Genomic DNA, 20,016 nt, shown 5'->3' with positions numbered 1-20,016 from the left:
ATGGGCGTACAGTGGACAAAGGAGCAGCAGGAGGTTATAAGGCTGCGGGACAGAAATATTCTGGTCAGTGCGGCAGCCGGGTCCGGAAAAACGGCAGTACTGGTAGAACGTATCCTGAGTAAGATCACAGATAAAGAACACCCTGTGGATATTGACAGACTGCTGATCATGACATTTACAAGAGCTGCAGCAGGTGAAATGAAAGAGAGGATCTCGGCAGCTATTGAAAAAGCACTCTGTGAGGATCCCGATAATGAGCATCTGCAGAGACAGACAACCCTGCTTCATACTGCACAGATTACAACGATTGATGGTTTCTGTGCCTATATTATCCGGAATTACTTTCATCTGATCGGACTGGATCCGGGATATCGGACGGCAGATGAGGGGGAACTGAAGCTTCTGCGGGGAGATGTTGTGAAAGCGTTGCTTGAAGAATATTATGCAAAAAAAGATGAAAAGTTTCAGAAATTCGTGGAATGCTTTGCAACAGGAAAGTCAGATGAAAATCTGGGAAACCTGATACAGAAATTATATGAAATGGCTATGAGCAATCCTTTTCCGCAGGAATGGCTGTCCGGCTGTATGGATGATTACAGGATTGATTCCCTGGAAGAGTTAAGAGAGACTGAGTGGATGAAAATGCTTTGGGATGCAGTGAAGGATGAACTGCAGGAAGCTGAAGCTTCTGGTGCAGGAGGCTTCGAAGAATATGCTCAGAGCCGGATGGTCCGTATCTGTATGATGAGGCACTGAGCAGTGATCTGCTTCTTATAAGGAGTCTGCAGGAGCTGGCAGAGAAAAGAGATTATAATGGTACTGCAGAAATCCTTATGAAACCCTCATTTGCCCGGCTGAGCACAAAGAAGGCTGCGGATGTAGATGAACAGAAGAAACAGAGAGTGAAAGATCTCCGGGATGAGGAAAAGGGGATTCTGAAGGAACTGGGGCAGCGATATTTTCAGAGTACAGAGAAGGAACTTCTGGAAGTGATCAGATATATCAGAGGCCCAATAGAGATGTTAGTTGAGCTGACTGTGCAATTTAAAGAGCAGTTCGGAGAGGCAAAGAGAGAAAAGAATATTCTGGATTTTACGGATATGGAACATTTTGCCCTGCAGATACTGATGACGAAAGAAGGGGAAGAAATCCATATGTCTCAGGCTGCAAGAGAGCTCTCCGCAAAGTATGATGAAGTCCTGGTGGATGAATATCAGGACAGTAACTTAGTGCAGGAGCTTCTGACAACAGCAGTATCCGGGTGGATCAACCAGAAGAAAAATATCTTCATGGTAGGAGATGTAAAGCAGAGTATCTATCGTTTCCGTCTGGCAAGGCCGGAGCTTTTCATGGAAAAATATAAAAGTTATTCCACAGAAGAAGCACAGGAGCAGAGAATTGACCTGCACAAAAATTTCCGGAGCAGGGAACAGGTTCTGGAGAGTGTAAACTTTATTTTCCGACAGATCATGGGGGAAGACCTGGGAGGGATTACCTATGACAAAGATGCAGCCCTTTATCCCGGAGCTTCTTTTCCGGAAGGAGAGTCAGAGGAATTTGTAAAGACAGAGGTTCTTCTGGTCGAGAGAGACGGAGAAGAACTGTCTGATGTACAGGACTATGAAGACCCAGGTGTATCGGGAAGCCGCAAAGAAATGGAAAATCAGACCGGACAGGAACTGGAAGCGCTGGCCATTGCACAGAGAATTAAAGAAATTGTGGGAAAAGAACAGATCGTAGATAAAGAGACGAAGGAATACCGGCCTGTGGAATACGGGGATATTGTAATCCTGCTGCGCACTGCCTATGGATGGGCAGAAACCTTCAGGGAAGTGCTGGCGTCTCAGGGAATCCCTGTATATTGTACATCAAGAACCGGATATTTCTCTGCAACCGAGATTGTGACTGTATTGAATTATCTGAAGGTGTGTGACAATCCGCTGCAGGATATTCCGCTTATGGGAGTGCTTCGTTCACCGATCGTCGGATGCACTTCGCAGGAACTGGCAGAGCTTAGAATACAGTATCCTGATGGTCTGCTTTATGAGAGTGTTTCGGCATATGCAGGAGAAAATGAAATCCCCGAAAAAGAACTGGATCCGGATAAGCTGAAATCTGAATTGTTAAACAGTAATCTGCGAACAGATGAAAAGAACTCTCTGAATATTAAATTAAAAGGATTTCTGAGTCTCCTTGAAAAGGTAAGAAATATGGCTGCATATACGCCGGTCCACGAATTGATCCTTTATGTGCTGAAAGAAACCGGGTATGGAGATTATGCAAGGGCACTTCCGGGAGGGGAGCAGCGTTTTGCAAATCTTACCATGCTTGTGGAGAAAGCTATGGACTATGAGAAGACAAGCTACAGGGGTCTGTTTAACTTTGTTCGTTATATCGAACAGCTACAGGCATATCAGGTGGACTATGGAGAAGTCAATCTGACAGGAGCGGGCAATACCGCAGTGGAGATCATGACGATCCACAAGAGTAAGGGACTTGAATTTCCGGTAGTATTTGTGGCCGGTATGGGAAAACAGTTTAATTTTCAGGATATGAATGCAGGTCTTTTGCTTCATCCGGAACTGGGAATAGGGGCTGATGCTATCATACCGGAGAAACGGGTGATCGCATCTTCGCTGAATAAGCAGGTGATCAGAAGACAGCTTCTGAAGGAGAGTCTGGGAGAAGAACTGAGGGTACTTTACGTTGCCATGACAAGAGCAAAAGAGAAACTGATCCTTACAGGAACAGTCGGAAAGCTGGAAAAGCAGATGCTGTCGCTGTCGCGTTTTCTGGATGAGGAAGAAGAACTGCTCCCACTGGGAACCAGAATGAAAGCAAAGAATTACTGGGCTTTTGTACTGCCTGCGCTGGTGCGGCATCGGGCCATGAGTGAACTTCTGTGGGAATATGGAATCCTCATGAAGAAACAGCCGGGGATTTACGATGATATCTCTGAGTTTGTGATAAAAAAGATCACTGTCCGTCAGATGACAGAAAAGGCAGTTCTCATCCAGACAGGAAACCAGATGCAGGAGGAATATCTGAAGAACTGGGATGAAAATAAAGTGTATGATGAGGCTGTGAAGAAAGAGATAGAGAAAAGATTTTCCTTTGTATATCCGTATAAATATCTGGAAGATATTCCGGTTAAAGTCAGTGTTTCGGATCTGAAAAAGAGAAGCTGGCATGATGAAAGTGAACTGGAAGAGAATATCAGTGTGTCTGCCGAAGAGCAGGAGGAAGAACAGGAAGCACCGGTTCCCGCATTTATGGCAGAGAAGCAGGAAGAGTATAAGGGGGCTGCCAGAGGTACTGCTTATCACAGAGTAATGGAATGTCTGGATTATGCAGAAACAGATACAGAGGAACAGCTTCGGGCTCAGTTAAAGAGACTCCTGGAGAGCCGGAAGATGACAGAGCAGGAAGCGGAATGTATCCGGATCCGGGATATCAGGAGGTTTGTGGAGTCCGGGCTGGGGCAGAGAATGAAGAAGGCTGCTATGAAAAAACATCTTTACAGAGAACAGCCTTTTGTGATTCAGAGAAGTGCTTCTATGCTCGATGATGGGTGGAAGAACGAAACAGTGCTGGTGCAGGGAATTATCGATGCCTATTTTATGGAAGAGGATGAGATTGTTCTTGTGGACTATAAAACGGATAGAGTGAAGAGAGGACAGGAACAGAAGCTGATCGATCTGTATCATGTGCAGCTTGAGGATTATGCCCGGGCATTGGAGCGGATGACGGGGAAAAGAGTGAAGGAGAAGATCATTTATTCGTTTACATTGCAGAAAGAGATATTGCTGTGAGCGGAATAGAAATTATTATTGTGAATTCAAATATCCGGCAGGGATAAGCGCGTGTTATACGCGCCACCCTGCCGGATATTTGTTTTTCAGGATCTGGTTGACCAGTTTACCGAAGCCAATGGGATATCCATCTGCACAGAGGAGATGCCAGCCTTTTTTGTGAGCTGCTTCTTCGGGTTCGATATTTAAGGTTTCGCCCTTTAAATATCTGGTGATCCTTTCGTCAGAAGCGGAGAGAGAGATGACTGCTTCTGCTTCATCTTTGCGGATCGCCAGTGCAAGTGGCTGAGACGGCTCGAAGCGGTTTTTCTTCAGGTCACCGAGATAGAGACCGTTTCTTAAGAAGGTGATGCCGCGGAAGTTGTGGGCAACCGGGGGAAGATAGTAGGCTTTATCACCGCGGATTTCCACACGTTCCCAGTCAAATGGCTGACCGCAGAGGGTTTTCAGACCGATTTCGTTCAGAAATTCCTCAATCAGTGGAAATGCGTTTTTGTCCGGTTTTGTGTGAGGACGGGAGCTTTCCTTGATTGCCTGTCCTTTTTTACGGAAGAGCGCAAGGAAGTGTCCCTCTCCGTTCATTTTGTGTGGGAAAATCCGGATGCATTTGATAAGATCAGGGTTTCCGTTTCCCCATTCAGGAACTCCATGGGAGAAGCCTTCATAATCTTCCATTTCTGCCAGTTCCATGTCAGGACGGTTTTCCAGAAGATGGGAAACAGTTTGTTCGTCTTCTGCAGGCGCGAATGTGCATGTAGAGTAAAGCATCAGTCCGCCGGGACGGAGCATATCGGCTGCCTGGAGGATAAGCTCTTTCTGGATTTCGGAAAGCTCCATGGATTTTTCGGGAGTCCAGTCTTTGGCAAGGGCTTCTTCCTTACGGAACATTCCTTCTCCGGAGCATGGAGCATCCAGGATGATCTTGTCGAAGAATTCGGGGAATGCTTTGGTTAACTTTACAGGTGTTTCGTTTGCTACGAAGACATTTGGGATGCCGAAGAGTTCCAGGTTGCGAAGGAGGGCTCTGGCGCGGGAAGTGCTGATATCGTTTGCTACCAGAAGTCCCTGTCCCTGAAGTGCTGCGCCTGCTGCAGTTGCCTTGCCACCCGGTGCTGCGCAGAGGTCCAGGACTCTGTCACCTGGCTCGATGGGAATGCGGGAGGCAGGGGTCATGGCGCTGGGTTCCTGAAGGTAGTAGAGGCCGGCCTGGTAGTATGGGCATCTGGAAGGACGGATGTCTTCATCGTAGAAGTAGCCGTTTTTGATCCATGGGATCTGACGGGTTGGAAATGGAGACAGGTTTTCGAAGTCTTCGCAGGTGATCTTGGAGGTGTTTATGCGCAGGCCGTAGGTTCGGGGGGCGCTGAAGCTGGAGAGGAAGGCGGGGTATTCGTTGCCTAGCATTTCTTTCATTCGGGTGAGGAAGGCGGGGTGGAGTTGTGTTGTATTTTCGTTCATGGTTGTGTAAGTTTCCTTTGCTGTAGTTTAGTCGAATGTTTATAGATAGATATCATGGTAATTATAAATGATAATGGATTTTTGCTAAATAGTATTGACAAAATGATATTATACATCGTATAATATCGTTAACAAAACAATATTGATGTTCTGTATAGTATATAGTCTCCGGCAGGATTGCAGAGATAATGATATTTATGCAGAGCATAATTGAAACAAGGGAGTGAGCATATGGTTTTTAATACGGGTGCTGCGCTTCTGGATGCGGTTGTTCTGGCGGTTGTTTCTAAGGAGAAGGAAGGGACTTACGGGTATAAGATCACGCAGGATGTGCGTGGAGTTCTGGATGTTTCGGAGTCTACTTTGTATCCGGTGCTCAGGAGGTTGCAGAAGGATGATTGTCTGGAGGTTTACGATATGGCGTATGCAGGGCGTAACCGGCGTTATTATAAGCTGACGGACAGAGGTGCTGCGCAGCTGGAGTTTTATAAAGCTGAATGGAAAATTTATGCATCCAAGATAAGCGGGATGTTTGAGGGAGGAATAGGATGATGGACAGGGCGCAGTTTATGCAGGCGCTGGAGAAGCTGCTTGCTGATATTTCCGAGACAGAGAGGCAGGATGCCCTTGATTTTTATAATAGTTATTTCGATGATGCAGGAGCTGAGAATGAAGCTTCGGTGCTCAGGGAACTTGGAAGTCCCGAGAAGGTTGCAGCGATTATCAAGGCGGATCTGAAAGGTTCGGCAGGAGGCTATGAGTATGGAGAATATACGGAGCATGGCTATGAGGATGCCCGAACTAAAGAGAGAGGACAGATGCCTGAGAAATATGGAGAAGAGTCGGGAACAGGGAAGCGTTTTTTCAGAAAGGGGAATCAGGCGGTGCTGATCCTTGCGGTGATTCTGCTGGTTTTTATCTCTCCCTTTGTTAAGGGGGCTGTTGGTGGGATTCTGACATTTGCAGTTGGAATCTTACTGCTTCCGTTCTGGCTGATCGTTGGATTGGGTATAGGCGCTGTGGCTTTACTGGTTGGCGGGCTTGCAGCTGTTGTGGCTGGAGCAGGGCTTTTGACTGTAATGATCGGAACCGGGATCATGACAATAGGAATTGGATGTCTTATGATTGCTCTGGCAATCCTTATGGTATTGGGGCTGATCAGTGTCGCAGTACGTATTGTGCCGAAGTGGTTTCGGAAGATTACTGACTTTTTTAACAGGTTGCTTTACAGAAAGAGAAAGGAGGCGGTTAAATGAAGAAGTTTACAAAAGGAATGTTGATCGCAGCGGGGATTTTTGGTGCTGTGGGAATCGGGCTGACAACTGCCGGTGGTGTTATGGGAGCCAGTATGTCGGAACTGACAGGGGTGGAAAGCCTGAAAAGGGTGCTTCTGGTGGCAGACGGGGATTATGATTATGATGACAGCGATGACTATGACAGCGATGATTATGATGACGATGATGATTATGACGATAGTAGTGATTATGATGACAGCGATGATTATGACGACAGTGAGGATTATGCCCGCGCTGTTGATGAGGATGAGGAAGATGGCACTGTATATCAGCTGAAGTATCAGCCCGCAAAGCTGGATATAGAGCTGAAGTACGATGATCTGATCCTGGAAGAGGGTGACAGTTTCTGTGTCAGAGTTTATGATGACAGTGGGAAGAATGTGACAGTGAAGGAGAGTTCAGATACTCTTAAGGTCAAAAGCACAAAAAAACTGTCTAAGAACAGAAAGGTGTGTATTTCTTATCCGGAAGATGTTAAGCTTCAGGAGCTGGAGATTGAGATGGGTGCAGGTACTGTTTATCTGAACAGAGATATTGAGACAGAGAAGCTGAGTGTGGAGATGGGAGCCGGGGAATTTGAAAGTAAGAATCCGGTGACCGCAAGGGAGGCAGATTTGGAAATCGGAACCGGAAGTATGACATTTGCAGATCTGAGCGCCAGGAAGACAGATGGAGAATGTGGTCTGGGTGAACTGGATCTGACACTGACCGGTACGCAGGAGGATTATAATTATGATCTGGAATGTGGAGTGGGAAATCTGGATGTAGGTTCTGATTCTTACAGCGGACTTGGACGGGAGAAAAGCATTTCCAATAAAGGCGCAGACAGGAAACTGGATCTGGAGTGCGGTATGGGAAGTATATCAGTAGATTTCTCCGGGAAAGAGCACAGAGATTTGCAGACAGCCTGAAGAACATATACTCTGACGTGCAGAAATAAAAGTAGTATTTAACCGAATCAGGAAGTTATTCGGTGTAGAGTAAGTAACGAAGCGGATGATTTTATCTGCTCGACTAATCTGAGTTTAAGGAGGAAATGGAACATGGGTGACAAACGTTTATACAAATCATCAGAAAACAGTATGCTTTGCGGTGTATGTGGAGGAATCGCAGAATATTTTGATATTGACCCTACGCTGGTGCGTCTGGCATGGGTGATCCTTACCTGCTTTGGCGGTGCGGGAATCTGGGCATATATCATTGCGGCAATTATTATTCCCAAAAGATAACAGAATCTCAGGATCCAATCTGTAATAGACAGAAGTTTAACCGAATCAGGCAGGCAGCGAAGCGGATTGCGAATATCCGTTTGAAGAAATACAGTGAAATACAGTATAAAAATTAAGAAAACAGCCCATACTCCAAAGAAAAGGAGTGTGGGCTGTTTTGGATAAAGAAAAGGAAATAAAAGCTTATCTTGATGGAGAATTATTGCCGGAGGTCAGAATGAAGTATGAAATTGCAGAGGAAATGGGACTGCTGGACAGGGTATTGAGTGATGGATGGAAAAGTCTGTCTGCGAAAGAGACCGGAAGGATCGGAGGGTTGATGACGAAACGAAAAAAAGAGAAACTGAAAAAATAAATGAATGATATGGGATAAATATATAACGGAATAAACTTGTTCTCCGGGCGATGATGCTGTAAAATTAAAGTAAGTAGCGAAGTGGATAATTTTATCTGCTATAAATATGGGAGGACAATAAAATGAAGTTAGGTATTCTGGGAGCAGGAGGCATTGCTTCTACTATGGCGAAAACAGTGGCAGAAATGAAAGGTGTGGAGGCGTATGCGGTTGCTGCCCGTGATCTGGAACGTGCCCGGGTATTTGCACAGAAATATGAAGTAAAAAAAGCATATGGATCCTATGAGGAAATGCTGGCAGATGATGAGGTTGAACTGGTTTATATCGCCACTCCTCATTCACACCATTATCTGCATGCAAAAATGTGTCTGGAAGCGGGAAAGCATGTGCTTTGTGAAAAGGCATTTACTGTAAATGCAGAGCAGGCACAGAAATTATTTGACCTTGCAAAAGAGAAAAAGCTTCTGATCACAGAAGCAATCTGGACGAGATATATGCCGTCCAGAAAGATGATCAACGATATTATTGAAAGCGGTGTGATCGGAGAAGTTACGGCAGTTACGGCGAATCTCAGCTATACAGTAAGTCATGTGGAACGTATCCGTAAACCGGAGCTTGCAGGAGGTGCTCTTCTGGATGTAGGCGTATATCCAATCAATTTTGCTTCCATGGTGCTTGGCGATAAGGTAAAGGATGTAAAGGCTACTGCAATCTTTCAGAATGGAGTGGATATTCTGGACAGCATTGCCATGGTGTTTGAGGGAGACTGCATGGCAACCCTTCAGTGTGGAGCAAGGGAAATCTCAGACAGAATGGGAAGTATTTTCGGAACCAGAGGATATATGCAGGTGCAGAATATCAATAATCCGGAAAAGATTACAGTGTTTGATACCGAACATAAAGAAGTGGCTTCTTATGTTGTGCCGGAACAGATCTCAGGATATGAATATGAGGTAGAATCTTGCATGAAAGCAATCCAGGAAGGAAAACTGGAGTGTCCGGAAATGCCTCATGCAGAGACAATAAGGATTATGAAAATCATGGACGATATCCGTAAATCCTGGAATTATGAGATTCCCTGTATCGAATAAAAAGTGTGGAATAATCTTATAAAAAAAGACCAGTAATGTTTTTGATATATACCCGAAACGTTACTGGTTTTTCTTTTCTGCTATAATGGAAATGTAACAAAATTTGTGCTGCCTACAGGGTGGAGCAGTAAGGAGACGGCTTCGGAGATTGCTTCAAGGCTTCTGGATGAGGGGATTGATGTAATGAGTGAAGGGGTTCGTGTAGCTGCTACAGGATATGGGCGCGTAGCTGTGGATTATGCAGATTTTGTGATTACGGAGATTACCTGTCATGGAAGAGGTGGCAGAGAACTGGCGGGAAATGAATGTGCAATTATTGATGTGGGTGGTCAGGATACGAAAGTAATCCTGGTAGATCAGGGAATGATCCAGGATTTTCTTATGAATGATAAATGTTCTGCCGGAACCAGGAAGTTTCTGGAGATTATGGCGAATCGACTGGGAGTTACCATTGCGGAACTGTTTGACCTGGCAGAACAGATGAAATCAGAAACTGAAAAATGGAAAAAATATAAATTAATTGTAGAAATCAAAAAGACATAACGACTGACGAAGGAATGAATAGGATTCTAAAAGGAATTAAATTGATAAGATATGGAATATTTTTTGGAAGAAACAGATTAATTTAAATTTGCATTTTGGTTCGGGGTCATTAGAATACTTTTAATGCCAGAAATACAGGATCTTTTATAGTTAGTGATATATTATGATAATAGCTGAATATTATTGATTGGAGGAGATTCTATGAAGTCAAAGAAAGTAAAGAAAATATTGTTGATTGCTTTAACGTGTGCAGCAGTTTCTACATCTGTCTCAGCAGAAGCTGCTATGAAATCGCAGATAACCGTTGAAAGTAAAAATAAGTATGAACAGTTGAAAATTTCAGAGAGCCGTGTGTATGGAGAATACCCAACTGGAGATTATAAGAAGATAACACTTCTTCCTTCGGTTTCTAAAGTAGAAAAATTTTGTTTTGAAGATAATTTGAATATAGAAGAAGTAGAGTGGATGGCTTCAGTAGATACTGTTCCAGTTTTTGCCTTTAGCACATGTCCAAAGCTTAAAAGGGTAATACTTTCTGATAATGTGAAAAAAATTGGACAAAGTGCATTTATATACTGCGGTGAACTGACGAGTGTTAAACTTCCCCAAAATCTTCAAAGTATAGATTTTTTTGCATTTGCTGACTGTCGAAAACTGAAAACGTTATATATACCTGAAACAGTTACTGAGATAGGTGCTGAGGCGTTCATAAATTGTGATTCTCTAACAGTTCATGGAAAGAAAAATTCATATGCATACTATTACTGTAAGATGAATGGTATTCCTTTTGTAAGTGAGGGAACTGCTTCAAAACCAGAAACAAATCGTCCGTATATAAAATCTGTTGATTCAGATATAGTAAACAAACAAATCTATGTTACAATTGATTTGAGCGGAAAAGTAAAGAATGCAGATGGATATCAATATCAAATATATGATGGTACTAAGGTATTAGCTAATAAAAATTCTGCAAACACAACCTGTATATTAAAAAAAGTGCCGACTATGGGATTTGCCAGAGTCCGTTCTTATACTGTTCAAAATGGTAAAAAAAGTTATAGTAGGTGGTCTAATGAAATGCGTATGCCTCCTGTTAAACTAAATAAAGATAATATAAAATTAATAAAAATTACCGGGAAAAAGAAAACAGTAACCGCACAGTTTGGAAATTTAAAATACAGTGATGGGTTTGATTGCGTACTTAAGAATGACAGATTCAGGAGAAAATATTGTATTAAAAAATCAAAAGAAAAATACAGTTACTTTTAAAAATATAAAACCGGGAGTTTACTATTTTGAAAGCGCATGCATATACGTTGTTGAATGGTATTAAACAGTTTGGCGTATGGTCAGATAATAAAAAAGTTGTTGTTAAATAGAAAATTGGAATTATAAAAAGCAGGCGAAAAACTGCCTGCTTTTTATAATGGAAATTTATGCTGTTATTGATGTAGCGAAATCAAGCTGTAATAAATTCAAGCGTATTATACTGAAAGAAGCCGTCAGTGGATGCTAAACCACTGGTGTGGGTAGCATCTTTGACATTGGCATTGCACACAGCGATTAATTTATTATTTTGATCCAGAGCCACTGATTCCAGTTCAAAACTGTTATATGTGCGGCCCTGAGCATCTTTAGCAGGAATATCTGTAACAAATCCAAAATCTGGGTATAAAAGTTTGCTATCATCAAGTTTTTTCAGATTATAATGAAGCAAAGTGTTTTTTGTTGTGATTTTAGTCGTTACTCCACTTACATTATGTGGATTACTGGTTCCTGATAAAAGCCCTAATTTATTGTGATAAAAAATATCCTGAGATGTAGGCTGACCGGCATTTATCAGTGTGCAAAGATAAGTGGCTTTTACATTTTTTTCATTTTCAAATGCACATTTATAGAGTTTTAATGTTCCGTCAACAACGGACAATAATAAAGCTGTATTTGCCTCATAAAAATAATTAATTGCTTTAAGAGCAAATGATTTATCGTTATCGTTGGGAGTTACTGTATATGTTATTTCCTCATCCTCTTTGTTACTGCTGATAGCAACCACTTTGTTATTTCCTGCGACAACAAAGAATTTTCCGTTAAAACAGCTCATACCGTTGGCATGACCTAATAAACCGTCAGTGAATGTTTTAAAGTGAGATACACCTGCGCTTGTATTCATATAATTTTTACAGTAGCCAAGAACAGCGACTTTATCTTGACTTTGTTTTATAAAATATGGAGTATTGTTTCCGTTAAAGGATACACATCCCAGATTGGTTGTTTCATAGTTGGGATCTACTTTGGTAGGCACACGGGCTCCTGCTCTAAAACCGCATGCAAAAGTATAGGTTTTACCGGAGTAGGTAATGCCTTCCGGTACCAGAGAATTTATCTTCTGCGGTTCCATCGGATGTTATAACATTGGATGCAAGCACAAGGTGATTGGCTTTCATACAGATTGATTCAAGGTTGTACTGTTTATATTCACCTGTTTTATTTTCACATTGATGACCGCACATGGAGTGTATTTTTTACCTTTATCATCAGTAAGATGATAATCAACTACCAGAATACGGTTCTGAAGTGTTGAAAAAGTGTTATTTGTCAGGATAAATAATCCAAATGAAGTGTGATAGTAGATATCCTGGAGCTGTGTGGTATAACCAAAGCCTGAGTTAGTAACTGTGAATGTACTTGCTGCTTTAGCAGCCTTCCAGTCTACAACACTGAAAGTTAATGTCCCAGCATTGCTCTTGTCAGCGTAATGCATAATGATAAATTTCTCGTTAGTTCCGTCAGCAGCAGTGATACCTAATGCGCCTTTTGGACAAATTTCATTGATACTGTACGTACCGAGCTGATTGCCTTTGGTATCCAGTTTTTACGATGGTTGTAGAACCGCCGTAACCTTTATGGTCTTCTGCAAGCATATACAGATAATTTCCAATTTTGGTAAGTCCCAGACGCGAACCAGTTCAGATCTTTTTTTACGGCAGTCGCTTTTGTTGCCATGTAGTCAGTCGTTTTGAGTAATGTAGTTCCAAGACCGGTTGTCTTTACGCAATACATATCTGACCCCACAATTGCAATTCCCGCGTTACGTTTGTTGCACCTTCATCGGGAATTAGTGCATGGTCTACGGGTGTAGCTGAAATGGTTAAAGTTGTTCCATTGAATGTTCCTGGCATAATTTTTTTGCCTCCTTTAAATTTTTGGAATTTGCAAATTCACTTTGTAAAGAGACGTTTTTTCATGATTTGTAAACCGGAAATAAAAAATAAATACAGACAGGAATTATTGTTTCAGAATGATAAAAGATATAGTACTTTGTATAAACGGGTAAATTTGTTTGTGAAAGAAATTAAGTTAATCGATTATTTCTTTATAATGCCGGAACGGATACACTTCATCTGTCTGATTTTCCGCAGAGCAGGTATTTTGATTTTTCCTATTCACCGATTTTCGATACGAATACAGATGAAGAAATGCAGACTGGAAGTTGTGCTGCTGTGGATATTGTTGATAAGAAGAATCTTCCTGCCGGAAACTATGAGGAACAGGATTCTTTTATTGTAGGAGACCGGATTTATCAGGGACTGGCAGATGCTGTTGAGCCTGTGACTGGAATTACCAATGGTGCAGAAAAAACAGCTCAAAGTTTTCTGGTCAACGGATCTCTGGAACTGAATGAGGATGAAAATAATGAAGGACTGGACACTGCCGTACAGATAATGGTACAGGTGGATGCTTATCAGACATTAAACAGACCAGTTATTGATACGCGGTGGACCAGAGTGATCACAAATTATGCAATGATTATTTCCTGAGGATCTGCAGATTAAAAAAGACAGGTTAAATGCTGCAGACTCTTTGTTTTATGGGGAACAAGATGGAAGAATAAGATTCATGTCTATCAAAATACATTTAATGCCATAATTACAAAAATTCCTCCATCTTGTGATATATTAACATTAACGGTTAAATATCACGGAATGGAGGAATTTTTATGAATAGAAAAGAGTTCATAGCGGTTGTTATTTCAGCAGCACTTGGTTTATCCGGTGCTCCGGTTTATGCATCAGAATCTGCAGCATTTTCTGATGGGGAAGTACAGGAATATGGAGAAGAAGAAAAACAGGAATTCCAGACAGATAGTCAGGATCCTGAAACTGATACATTTCAGGATGAAGTGGAATCAGATGCAGATACAGACGGATTTGTGGATGAGGCAACAGAAGCATCCTCAGGTGCAGCGGAATCGGATGCGAATGGATTTACATATGAATATCTTAAAGAGTCTGATACATACCGCCTGACAAAGGGAACAGATACAGAGAATGTCATAATACCTTATGAGTATAATGGAAAAGTAGTCTCAGAGGTTGGAGAGAGAGCTTTTTACGGATGCGTAAACATAAAGACTGTGAAAGCAGAAGAGGGAGCTGACAGAAGGAAAAATCGTATCCGCATTGATAAATCTGCTTTTGAGAACTGTGAAAATCTCAGAAAAGTTTCTTTTGATCAGGGAGCGAAGCTGGAAAGCAGGGCATTTTATAATTGTCCGAAGCTGTGGGAGTATACAGGGGTTTCCTACTATGATTCTTTTGACACAGAAATAGAACAGGATTCTTTTGACGCGGATACAAAGGTAATATTCAGAGCAGGAGATAATGGAATTCCGGAGACTGTTAAGGCTTTTGCAGACAAGAACAGGGTATTTATGGAAATTACGGATAATGATGATTATGTTCTGACAGATAAAGATGGTACTTCTTATTATGATGACTGGAGTGAAGGAGATTCCAGAACATTCTGCGTAGATTGTGATGATACAAAGGCATCGGTAAGAGTGTGGTCTGCTGTGGAAGTGATTGGGCGGAAAGCCTTTTATGGATGCTCAAATGTAAAAAAAGTGCTCATTGAGAGGAAGACTTCAACGATTGAGTCAAAAGCTTTTGCAAAGTGCAAAAATATGAGTATTATTATGCCTTCCGGTATAACAGCAATCAGTGACGATGCTTTTGATGGTGCCTCTGGCATTACTATTTACGCAGATAAGGGCTCTTATGCGGAAAAATATGCAAAGAAACATAATCTGACCTGCAAGACAACACCAGCACCGACAGCAGTACCGGTACCGAAACTGAAAGTATCTTATGATGCAAAAAATGGTAATGCTACATTAAACTGGACACCGGTAGAATATACTTTTCGATATTATATTTACAGATATGATACAGCCACAAAAAAATATAAATGTGTAAGCAAAGTTGACCAGAATATTACGTCATATAAGCTTGAGAGTCCTGCAGGGAGAACAGTGAAATACAAAGTCCGGGTGAGAACATTAGCCGGAATATATACAGACCAGTACAGTAAGAAGAGTAATACAGTGACTGTCCAGGGACGACCGGGGAATGTAAGTGATGTTTCTAAAAAGAAGAAGGGGAAAAACCTTACGTTTAAGTGGACAAAGGCAAAAGGCGCACAGGGATATATTCTGTACAGATATGATGAAAATGCCCGGAAGTACAGAAAAATTAAAACTATAAAAAATGGAAATGTTACATCTTATACAGATAAAACCGGAAAACTAAATAAGAATGAAAATTATTATGTGAGAGCATACTGTACAACTAAAGATGGTACCAGATTATATGGATGGTACTGGGCGTAATAATTTCAGTCCCAAGAGCTGAAAAGCTGTTTCTGTTGGTACTCTCAATACTGGCTTTGGAGTCGGCTCATTCCATACGTTTTTTTTTTACCGACACTTTTTATCCGGTATTACGAAAAAGTCGCTGAATGCCTTTTATTATGCGTGTTCCTATGCCAAAGTTGATTGTTCAGGCTTTATGAATGTAACAGCTAAAATAGCCCTGCATCTGATTCCTGAATCTCTAAAGTCACAACCAGTATTTATTCGTTTCGCTGGTATTGAAATCAGCTACTATGAACAGAAAACTTTCTGGTCGCTATGCAGCTACATGGTACGGAGCTGCAAGGGCATTGAGATGATGATTAATCTTATTAACATCACTTACTGTGGTATGAAACTATTGTCATATCAGGATGAAAAAATAAAACTTCAGGTATCCAGAATTAAGAGGAAAGACGACCAGAGTTTTACAGATGAAATCAGACTGAAATGGAATCAACCGGAAATGGCAGACGGATATCTGATTCAGAAAAAAGAAGCTGGAGGTAAATACACTACCTGCTTTAATATAAAAAACAGTGATATCTGTACTACGACAATTTCACCGCTTACAATTTCAAGTTACTATGGAAAAGATATAAGTTTTCGAATCAGAGCTTATTCTACAGGAGTGGACGGAAAGAAAAGTTATACTCCTTATTCTTATGCAGAAGTTAGCTTCTGGCCGAAACAACCAGAAATTACGTCTCTGACGAAAAAGACAGACAGAAAACTGACTGTCAGATGGAAAAAGACAGCACATACAGATGGGTATGAAGTATGGAGATCTGAAAACGGGAAACCTTTTACCTGTGTGAAAAGGATAACCAATGGAAAAACCCAGAATTTTACAGATACGGGATTAAAAAAAGGAGTAACTTATACCTATGCAATTAAAAGCTACCGTATCAATTCATTAAAAAAGAAAATATATGGGGATATTTTTACGCAGACAAAGTTGAAAACGATTAAGTATTCATAATACAGAACAGCCGCCATATGACTTATAATTTTCCTGCACAGATATATTATTTTGACTGTGAAAGTGGATGCGGTAATGTTTGGAAGAAACATCAAACCGATCAGCTTCCTGTACAGCGGACTGCTGACGGTAGGAGTTTCCATGATCGTCAATCTGTTTATGCACCAGAAGCTGAAGAAGATTGATATGGTTGAATGACCGCGCGTCGCATTCTCGTTACTTCAGACTTAAATGAAAAACTAAATTCCATCTGTGGATTATCTCAGTAAATATGCGAGATTAAATTCCACTTTACACCTTAACAATTCCATTTTTTTGCCTTATAATAAACCTGTAAGCACCCATGATTTATGTTTTTATGCATACTAACCGGGCATCTGAAAATAGTGTGCAAGACTAAATTCCACATGCCTTATGTGCAAGACTAAATTCTGGTGCAGTGAAATCTGCCTGTGCTTTACTATTTTATTTTATAAGTTTTGGACTAAGCATAACATCATCAGGTGCGATTGCCTTTAATCCTAATGCTTTGTGCAGTTTGTTGTCCAAGAGTAAAAGAGAGAGTTCATATGGGCTATGTCCATTAAGACTGTCTCTTTTTTCGTTGTTTATGTGATTCATCATAAGTCTGACTTTCTCGTCATTTAAATCAGCGAATGAACTCCCTTTCGGATGGATGTAGCGGATATACTCGTGGTTCTTTTCGCAGGCACCTTTTTGCCAAAAGCTATACGGATCATAGTAAAAGACAGTCGTGCTTTTACTTCCGTCACAGAATTCCTCCATCTCTTCACGAGCTGAGAATTCTGAACCTCCATCCGTGAGAATCACCGGAAAAAGCTTTTTGAATGCATCCTGCCCCAACACTGTTTCAAGCCATACAAAGACCTCTAACACGCATTCCTGGTCTTGATATTCCAACAGGAACATAAGCATAAGATTGCAGTTGCGGAATGTAAAGGTCAAGAGGGCGCGGCTTTCGCCTTTCTTTCCTTCCACACAGTCCATTTCCACAACATTTATATCTGGATGATCTTTCATATAATTCTGGAAATCTTCGTAGTTATGACCTTGACGATAAGAACGATCTTTTGCACTGGTCTGTGTAGGTTTCTTGCGTTTCTTATAACGTACAGAACGCCTTAAGTCACCATTGCGGACATCGAATACACAATCATTGATGTAGGTGTAAAGTGTTCTTCTGGAGCACCCCAATTCTTCTGCATGAGTAGCATAAATATGACCGATGGACTGATGTTTCTCCTTGATCAATGGAACCAATAAATCATTCATGGATTGAATGCTTTCCGGAGTCTGGTTAATGCCAGCTCTGCAATCGACTAGCACGCTACGGTACTCATCATGGGCATATTTGGATGAATAAAACTTTCTGGGCATAAGACAATGGGTCTTTTTACCACAGCCATTACATACATAGGGTGGTTTATTCAGTTTCTCACATTCAGCTGTCTCATATGCGGGACATATATCAGTGCAACGAAAGGATGGTTTTCTGCAAAGCTTACAATGAATGCCACACATCTTATCACACAAGCATGTCATCTTACAGTTCTTTCGATGAATACATGGAGGATGAGTGTAACCTGAATCCGGACGTTCTTTTGTATGTGCGTGGAGACGTACTTCCTTTGATATGGTAGATGGATTTTTACCAATAATTCGTCCAATTTCAGCGAAGCTTTTATTCTCAGTAAGACCTTTCTCGATATCAACACGCTGTTCAAATGTTAAATGTTTCTGATTGCCTTTATTCTTCATAATTATCTCCAATCTGCACAGGCAGGCAATCAGCTGCAAGTACATTATACGGAGTAATGATTATCAAAGACAATATGGCAAATATGTATGCAAAAGTAACTTCGACCTATATGGAATTTACTCTTGCATTTGGTCCAAAACCGGAATTTAGTTTTTCATTTAATGTTATTTCAAAAATACATTTAACCGACGCGCAATTTTTTTGTTAAAAAAAGAACGTATGTTTACAGAATAAGATATCTATGGTACAATTTGTTCATAGCACAAAATAAAAAAACAGTTCAGAGGAGAAGAAAATGCAGACGGTATCCAGTTATGGTGTGGAAATACGAAAACAGAATATCCCAATCCGCCAGACACTGGAAATCTATCGTCAGGCGGTCAGCTATCTGACGGAAATCTATGAACAGGTGTGGGCAGAACTGAAAATGATTCCGGAAGCAAAAAAACGTTTTAATGCAGCAGAACATCTGATTCACACAACGAAAAAGAACCATGCCCACTTTGATTTTGACATCCGTTTTCCGAAGATGCCTTCTTATCTCAGGAGAGCTGCCATCCAGCATGCACTGGGAAGTGTATCGTCCTATGAAAGCCGGATGGAACAGTGGGAGGCAGCGGGAGAACTCTCCGGGAAACCGAATTTTACCTGTGAAAACCATGCCATGCCGGTCTTTTACCGGGATGTGATGTACCGCGAAGGGACAGAGGGAAAAGATGAGGCATACCTGAAACTGTATGACGGGCATGACTGGAGATGGTTCCGTGTGTGTTTAAGCCATACGGATATGGAATACCTGCGCAGGAACTGGTATGGAAAAAAAGCATCAGCCCCGACACTGGAAAAAAGACACCATAAATATTTCCTGCGTTTTTCCTATACAGAAGAAGTGGCACTTACTCAGACACCTGTAAGGGAACAGATCATCTGCAGCGTGGATCTGGGGATCAATACGGATGCAGTCTGTACCATCATGCGGGCAGACGGAACTGTCCTGGGGAGAAAGTTTATTGACTTCCCCAGTGAAAAAGACCGTATGTACCGCACACTGGGGCGAATCCGGAGATTCCAGAGGGAACATGGATCTGCGCAGGCAGGGGAAAGGTGGGCATACACCAGACGTCTGAATATAGAATTAAGCAGAAAGATCGCAGGGGCAGTTGCAGAATATGCATGGGAGAATCATGCGGATGTGATCGTATTTGAGTATCTGGAAATGAACGGAAAGATATCGGGAAGTAAGAGGCAGAAACTGCAGCTTTGGAGAAAACGGGATATCCAGAAACGGTGTGAACATCAGGCACACAGGAAAGGGATGCGCATATCCAGGATCTGTGCATGGAATACGAGCAGGCTTGCGTATGATGGATCAGGGATAGTCCTGCGTGACTGGAGAAATCACAGCCTCTGCGCATTTCAGACGGGAAAAAGATATAACTGTGACTTGTCAGCTTCTTATAATATCGGGGCCAGATATTTTATCCGTGAACTTTTAAAACCCCTTCCGGCAACGGAAAGGTCTTTGCTGGAGGCAAAAGTCCCTGCAGTAAAGCGTAGAACCTCATGTGTTTATGCAGATCTAAGGGAACTCAGTTCTGAGATGGGACTCTTAATGGCTGCATAGATGCAGGCAGATATACAGCGGACTACCTGTAATGTGGGGACCTGCCATATCTGGCATGGGAAAAAGCGCATATCTGCGCAAACCTAAGTTACAGGCGTATCCGCCGATATTTAGTCTGACGCCTAAAGCGTCTGGAAGCACGTGACTTCAGTCATGTG

At 41.8% G+C, this 20,016-nt stretch carries 19 protein-coding genes; 15 read left to right on the top strand and 4 right to left on the bottom strand.

Annotated elements, in window-relative coordinates:
- Together AC058W_RS06795 and addA are read left to right on the top strand one after the other, a co-directional pair.
- Positions 1-756, top strand: coding sequence for a UvrD-helicase domain-containing protein (locus AC058W_RS06795; RefSeq protein WP_479389866.1), 756 nt, complete (start codon positions 1-3; stop codon positions 754-756).
- Complete coding sequence (gene addA / locus AC058W_RS06790) at positions 711-3,812, top strand: helicase-exonuclease AddAB subunit AddA (protein WP_479389869.1); 3,102 nt, start codon at positions 711-713, stop codon at positions 3,810-3,812. The genes AC058W_RS06795 and addA overlap by 46 nt, the downstream gene beginning before the upstream one ends.
- 54 nt (positions 3,813-3,866) lie before the next feature.
- Here addA and AC058W_RS06785 read toward each other — a convergent pair whose 3' ends face one another.
- Positions 3,867-5,270 carry an RsmF rRNA methyltransferase first C-terminal domain-containing protein gene (locus AC058W_RS06785; RefSeq protein WP_479389865.1) on the bottom strand — a complete coding sequence of 468 codons (1,404 nt, stop codon included), beginning with the start codon at positions 5,268-5,270 and terminating at the stop codon, positions 3,867-3,869.
- A gap of 231 nt (positions 5,271-5,501) precedes the next feature.
- Here AC058W_RS06785 and AC058W_RS06780 point away from each other — a divergent pair, with 231 nt between their 5' ends.
- From AC058W_RS06780 to AC058W_RS06745, 8 genes are all read left to right on the top strand, one after another.
- Positions 5,502-5,822, top strand: coding sequence for a PadR family transcriptional regulator (locus AC058W_RS06780; RefSeq protein ID WP_020993548.1), 321 nt, complete (start codon positions 5,502-5,504; stop codon positions 5,820-5,822).
- A complete protein-coding gene (locus tag AC058W_RS06775; protein ID WP_479389864.1) occupies positions 5,819-6,526 on the top strand; it encodes a DUF1700 domain-containing protein in 708 nt (235 codons plus the stop codon). The genes AC058W_RS06780 and AC058W_RS06775 overlap by 4 nt, the downstream gene beginning before the upstream one ends.
- Positions 6,523-7,476 (top strand): DUF4097 family beta strand repeat-containing protein, encoded by a 954-nt coding sequence (locus tag AC058W_RS06770; RefSeq protein WP_479389863.1) that lies wholly within the window; start codon positions 6,523-6,525, stop codon positions 7,474-7,476. Before AC058W_RS06775 ends, AC058W_RS06770 begins: the two co-directional genes overlap by 4 nt.
- Positions 7,477-7,608: 132 nt before the next feature.
- Entirely contained in the window at positions 7,609-7,794 is a 186-nt protein-coding gene (locus tag AC058W_RS06765; RefSeq protein ID WP_008706626.1) for a PspC domain-containing protein, read from the top strand.
- A 157-nt stretch (positions 7,795-7,951) separates the two neighbouring features.
- Positions 7,952-8,149 (top strand): alpha/beta-type small acid-soluble spore protein, encoded by a 198-nt coding sequence (locus tag AC058W_RS06760; RefSeq protein ID WP_022380942.1) that lies wholly within the window; start codon positions 7,952-7,954, stop codon positions 8,147-8,149.
- A gap of 122 nt (positions 8,150-8,271) precedes the next feature.
- Entirely contained in the window at positions 8,272-9,240 is a 969-nt protein-coding gene (locus AC058W_RS06755) for a Gfo/Idh/MocA family protein (RefSeq protein ID WP_479389862.1), read from the top strand.
- Between the two features lie 48 nt (positions 9,241-9,288).
- A complete protein-coding gene (locus AC058W_RS06750; protein WP_279222433.1) occupies positions 9,289-9,783 on the top strand; it encodes a BadF/BadG/BcrA/BcrD ATPase family protein in 495 nt (164 codons plus the stop codon).
- Between the two features lie 201 nt (positions 9,784-9,984).
- On the top strand, positions 9,985-11,052 hold the full coding sequence (locus AC058W_RS06745; RefSeq protein WP_479389861.1) for a leucine-rich repeat domain-containing protein: 1,068 nt from the start codon (positions 9,985-9,987) through the stop codon (positions 11,050-11,052).
- 190 nt (positions 11,053-11,242) lie between these two features.
- On the opposite strand, the gene AC058W_RS06740 is transcribed toward AC058W_RS06745, so the two are convergent.
- Together AC058W_RS06740 and AC058W_RS06735 are read right to left on the bottom strand one after the other, a co-directional pair.
- Entirely contained in the window at positions 11,243-12,085 is an 843-nt protein-coding gene (locus AC058W_RS06740) for a hypothetical protein (protein WP_479389860.1), read from the bottom strand.
- Positions 12,086-12,223: 138 nt separating this feature from the next.
- A complete protein-coding gene (locus AC058W_RS06735; protein ID WP_479389859.1) occupies positions 12,224-12,544 on the bottom strand; it encodes a hypothetical protein in 321 nt (106 codons plus the stop codon).
- A 715-nt stretch (positions 12,545-13,259) separates the two neighbouring features.
- On the opposite strand from AC058W_RS06735, the gene AC058W_RS06730 reads away from it, so the two are divergent.
- The 4 genes from AC058W_RS06730 (at position 13,260) to AC058W_RS06715 (ending at position 16,652) form a co-directional block, all read left to right on the top strand.
- The gene (locus AC058W_RS06730) at positions 13,260-13,601 is read left to right on the top strand and encodes a hypothetical protein (RefSeq protein ID WP_173717689.1); all 342 of its coding nucleotides are present in this window, start codon (positions 13,260-13,262) and stop codon (positions 13,599-13,601) included.
- A gap of 179 nt (positions 13,602-13,780) precedes the next feature.
- Positions 13,781-15,451 (top strand): leucine-rich repeat protein, encoded by a 1,671-nt coding sequence (locus AC058W_RS06725; RefSeq protein WP_479389858.1) that lies wholly within the window; start codon positions 13,781-13,783, stop codon positions 15,449-15,451.
- Positions 15,452-15,629: 178 nt separating this feature from the next.
- On the top strand, positions 15,630-16,454 hold the full coding sequence (locus AC058W_RS06720; RefSeq protein WP_243098549.1) for a fibronectin type III domain-containing protein: 825 nt from the start codon (positions 15,630-15,632) through the stop codon (positions 16,452-16,454).
- Between the two features lie 75 nt (positions 16,455-16,529).
- Positions 16,530-16,652, top strand: coding sequence for a hypothetical protein (locus tag AC058W_RS06715; protein WP_278278054.1), 123 nt, complete (start codon positions 16,530-16,532; stop codon positions 16,650-16,652).
- Positions 16,653-16,919: 267 nt separating this feature from the next.
- Here AC058W_RS06715 and AC058W_RS06710 read toward each other — a convergent pair whose 3' ends face one another.
- Positions 16,920-18,233, bottom strand: coding sequence for an IS30 family transposase (locus tag AC058W_RS06710; RefSeq protein ID WP_479389857.1), 1,314 nt, complete (start codon positions 18,231-18,233; stop codon positions 16,920-16,922).
- Positions 18,234-18,529: 296 nt separating this feature from the next.
- On the opposite strand from AC058W_RS06710, the gene AC058W_RS06705 reads away from it, so the two are divergent.
- Positions 18,530-19,858, top strand: a complete 1,329-nt coding sequence (locus AC058W_RS06705; protein WP_055154010.1) for a transposase — start codon at positions 18,530-18,532, stop codon at positions 19,856-19,858.
- Positions 19,859-20,016 lie beyond the last annotated feature (158 nt).

Source organism: Blautia sp. CGZ-1-C1, from assembly GCF_056504575.1.
This window is presented reverse-complemented; position numbering and strand designations above follow the sequence as displayed.

What these genes read in the sequence shown, in the direction of transcription:
- AC058W_RS06795 (WP_479389866.1), top strand. Translation starts at nt 1, where the DNA reads ATGGGCGTACAGTGGACAAAGGAGCAGCAGGAGGTTATAAGGCTGCGG.
- AC058W_RS06785 (WP_479389865.1), bottom strand. Translation starts at nt 5,270, where the DNA reads ATGAACGAAAATACAACACAACTCCACCCCGCCTTCCTCACCCGAATG.
- AC058W_RS06780 (WP_020993548.1), top strand. Translation starts at nt 5,502, where the DNA reads ATGGTTTTTAATACGGGTGCTGCGCTTCTGGATGCGGTTGTTCTGGCG.
- AC058W_RS06775 (WP_479389864.1), top strand. Translation starts at nt 5,819, where the DNA reads ATGATGGACAGGGCGCAGTTTATGCAGGCGCTGGAGAAGCTGCTTGCT.
- AC058W_RS06770 (WP_479389863.1), top strand. Translation starts at nt 6,523, where the DNA reads ATGAAGAAGTTTACAAAAGGAATGTTGATCGCAGCGGGGATTTTTGGT.
- AC058W_RS06765 (WP_008706626.1), top strand. Translation starts at nt 7,609, where the DNA reads ATGGGTGACAAACGTTTATACAAATCATCAGAAAACAGTATGCTTTGC.
- AC058W_RS06755 (WP_479389862.1), top strand. Translation starts at nt 8,272, where the DNA reads ATGAAGTTAGGTATTCTGGGAGCAGGAGGCATTGCTTCTACTATGGCG.
- AC058W_RS06745 (WP_479389861.1), top strand. Translation starts at nt 9,985, where the DNA reads ATGAAGTCAAAGAAAGTAAAGAAAATATTGTTGATTGCTTTAACGTGT.
- AC058W_RS06735 (WP_479389859.1), bottom strand. Translation starts at nt 12,544, where the DNA reads ATGCATTACGCTGACAAGAGCAATGCTGGGACATTAACTTTCAGTGTT.
- AC058W_RS06730 (WP_173717689.1), top strand. Translation starts at nt 13,260, where the DNA reads ATGCAGACTGGAAGTTGTGCTGCTGTGGATATTGTTGATAAGAAGAAT.
- AC058W_RS06725 (WP_479389858.1), top strand. Translation starts at nt 13,781, where the DNA reads ATGAATAGAAAAGAGTTCATAGCGGTTGTTATTTCAGCAGCACTTGGT.
- AC058W_RS06720 (WP_243098549.1), top strand. Translation starts at nt 15,630, where the DNA reads ATGAATGTAACAGCTAAAATAGCCCTGCATCTGATTCCTGAATCTCTA.
- AC058W_RS06715 (WP_278278054.1), top strand. Translation starts at nt 16,530, where the DNA reads ATGTTTGGAAGAAACATCAAACCGATCAGCTTCCTGTACAGCGGACTG.
- AC058W_RS06710 (WP_479389857.1), bottom strand. Translation starts at nt 18,233, where the DNA reads ATGAAGAATAAAGGCAATCAGAAACATTTAACATTTGAACAGCGTGTT.
- AC058W_RS06705 (WP_055154010.1), top strand. Translation starts at nt 18,530, where the DNA reads ATGCAGACGGTATCCAGTTATGGTGTGGAAATACGAAAACAGAATATC.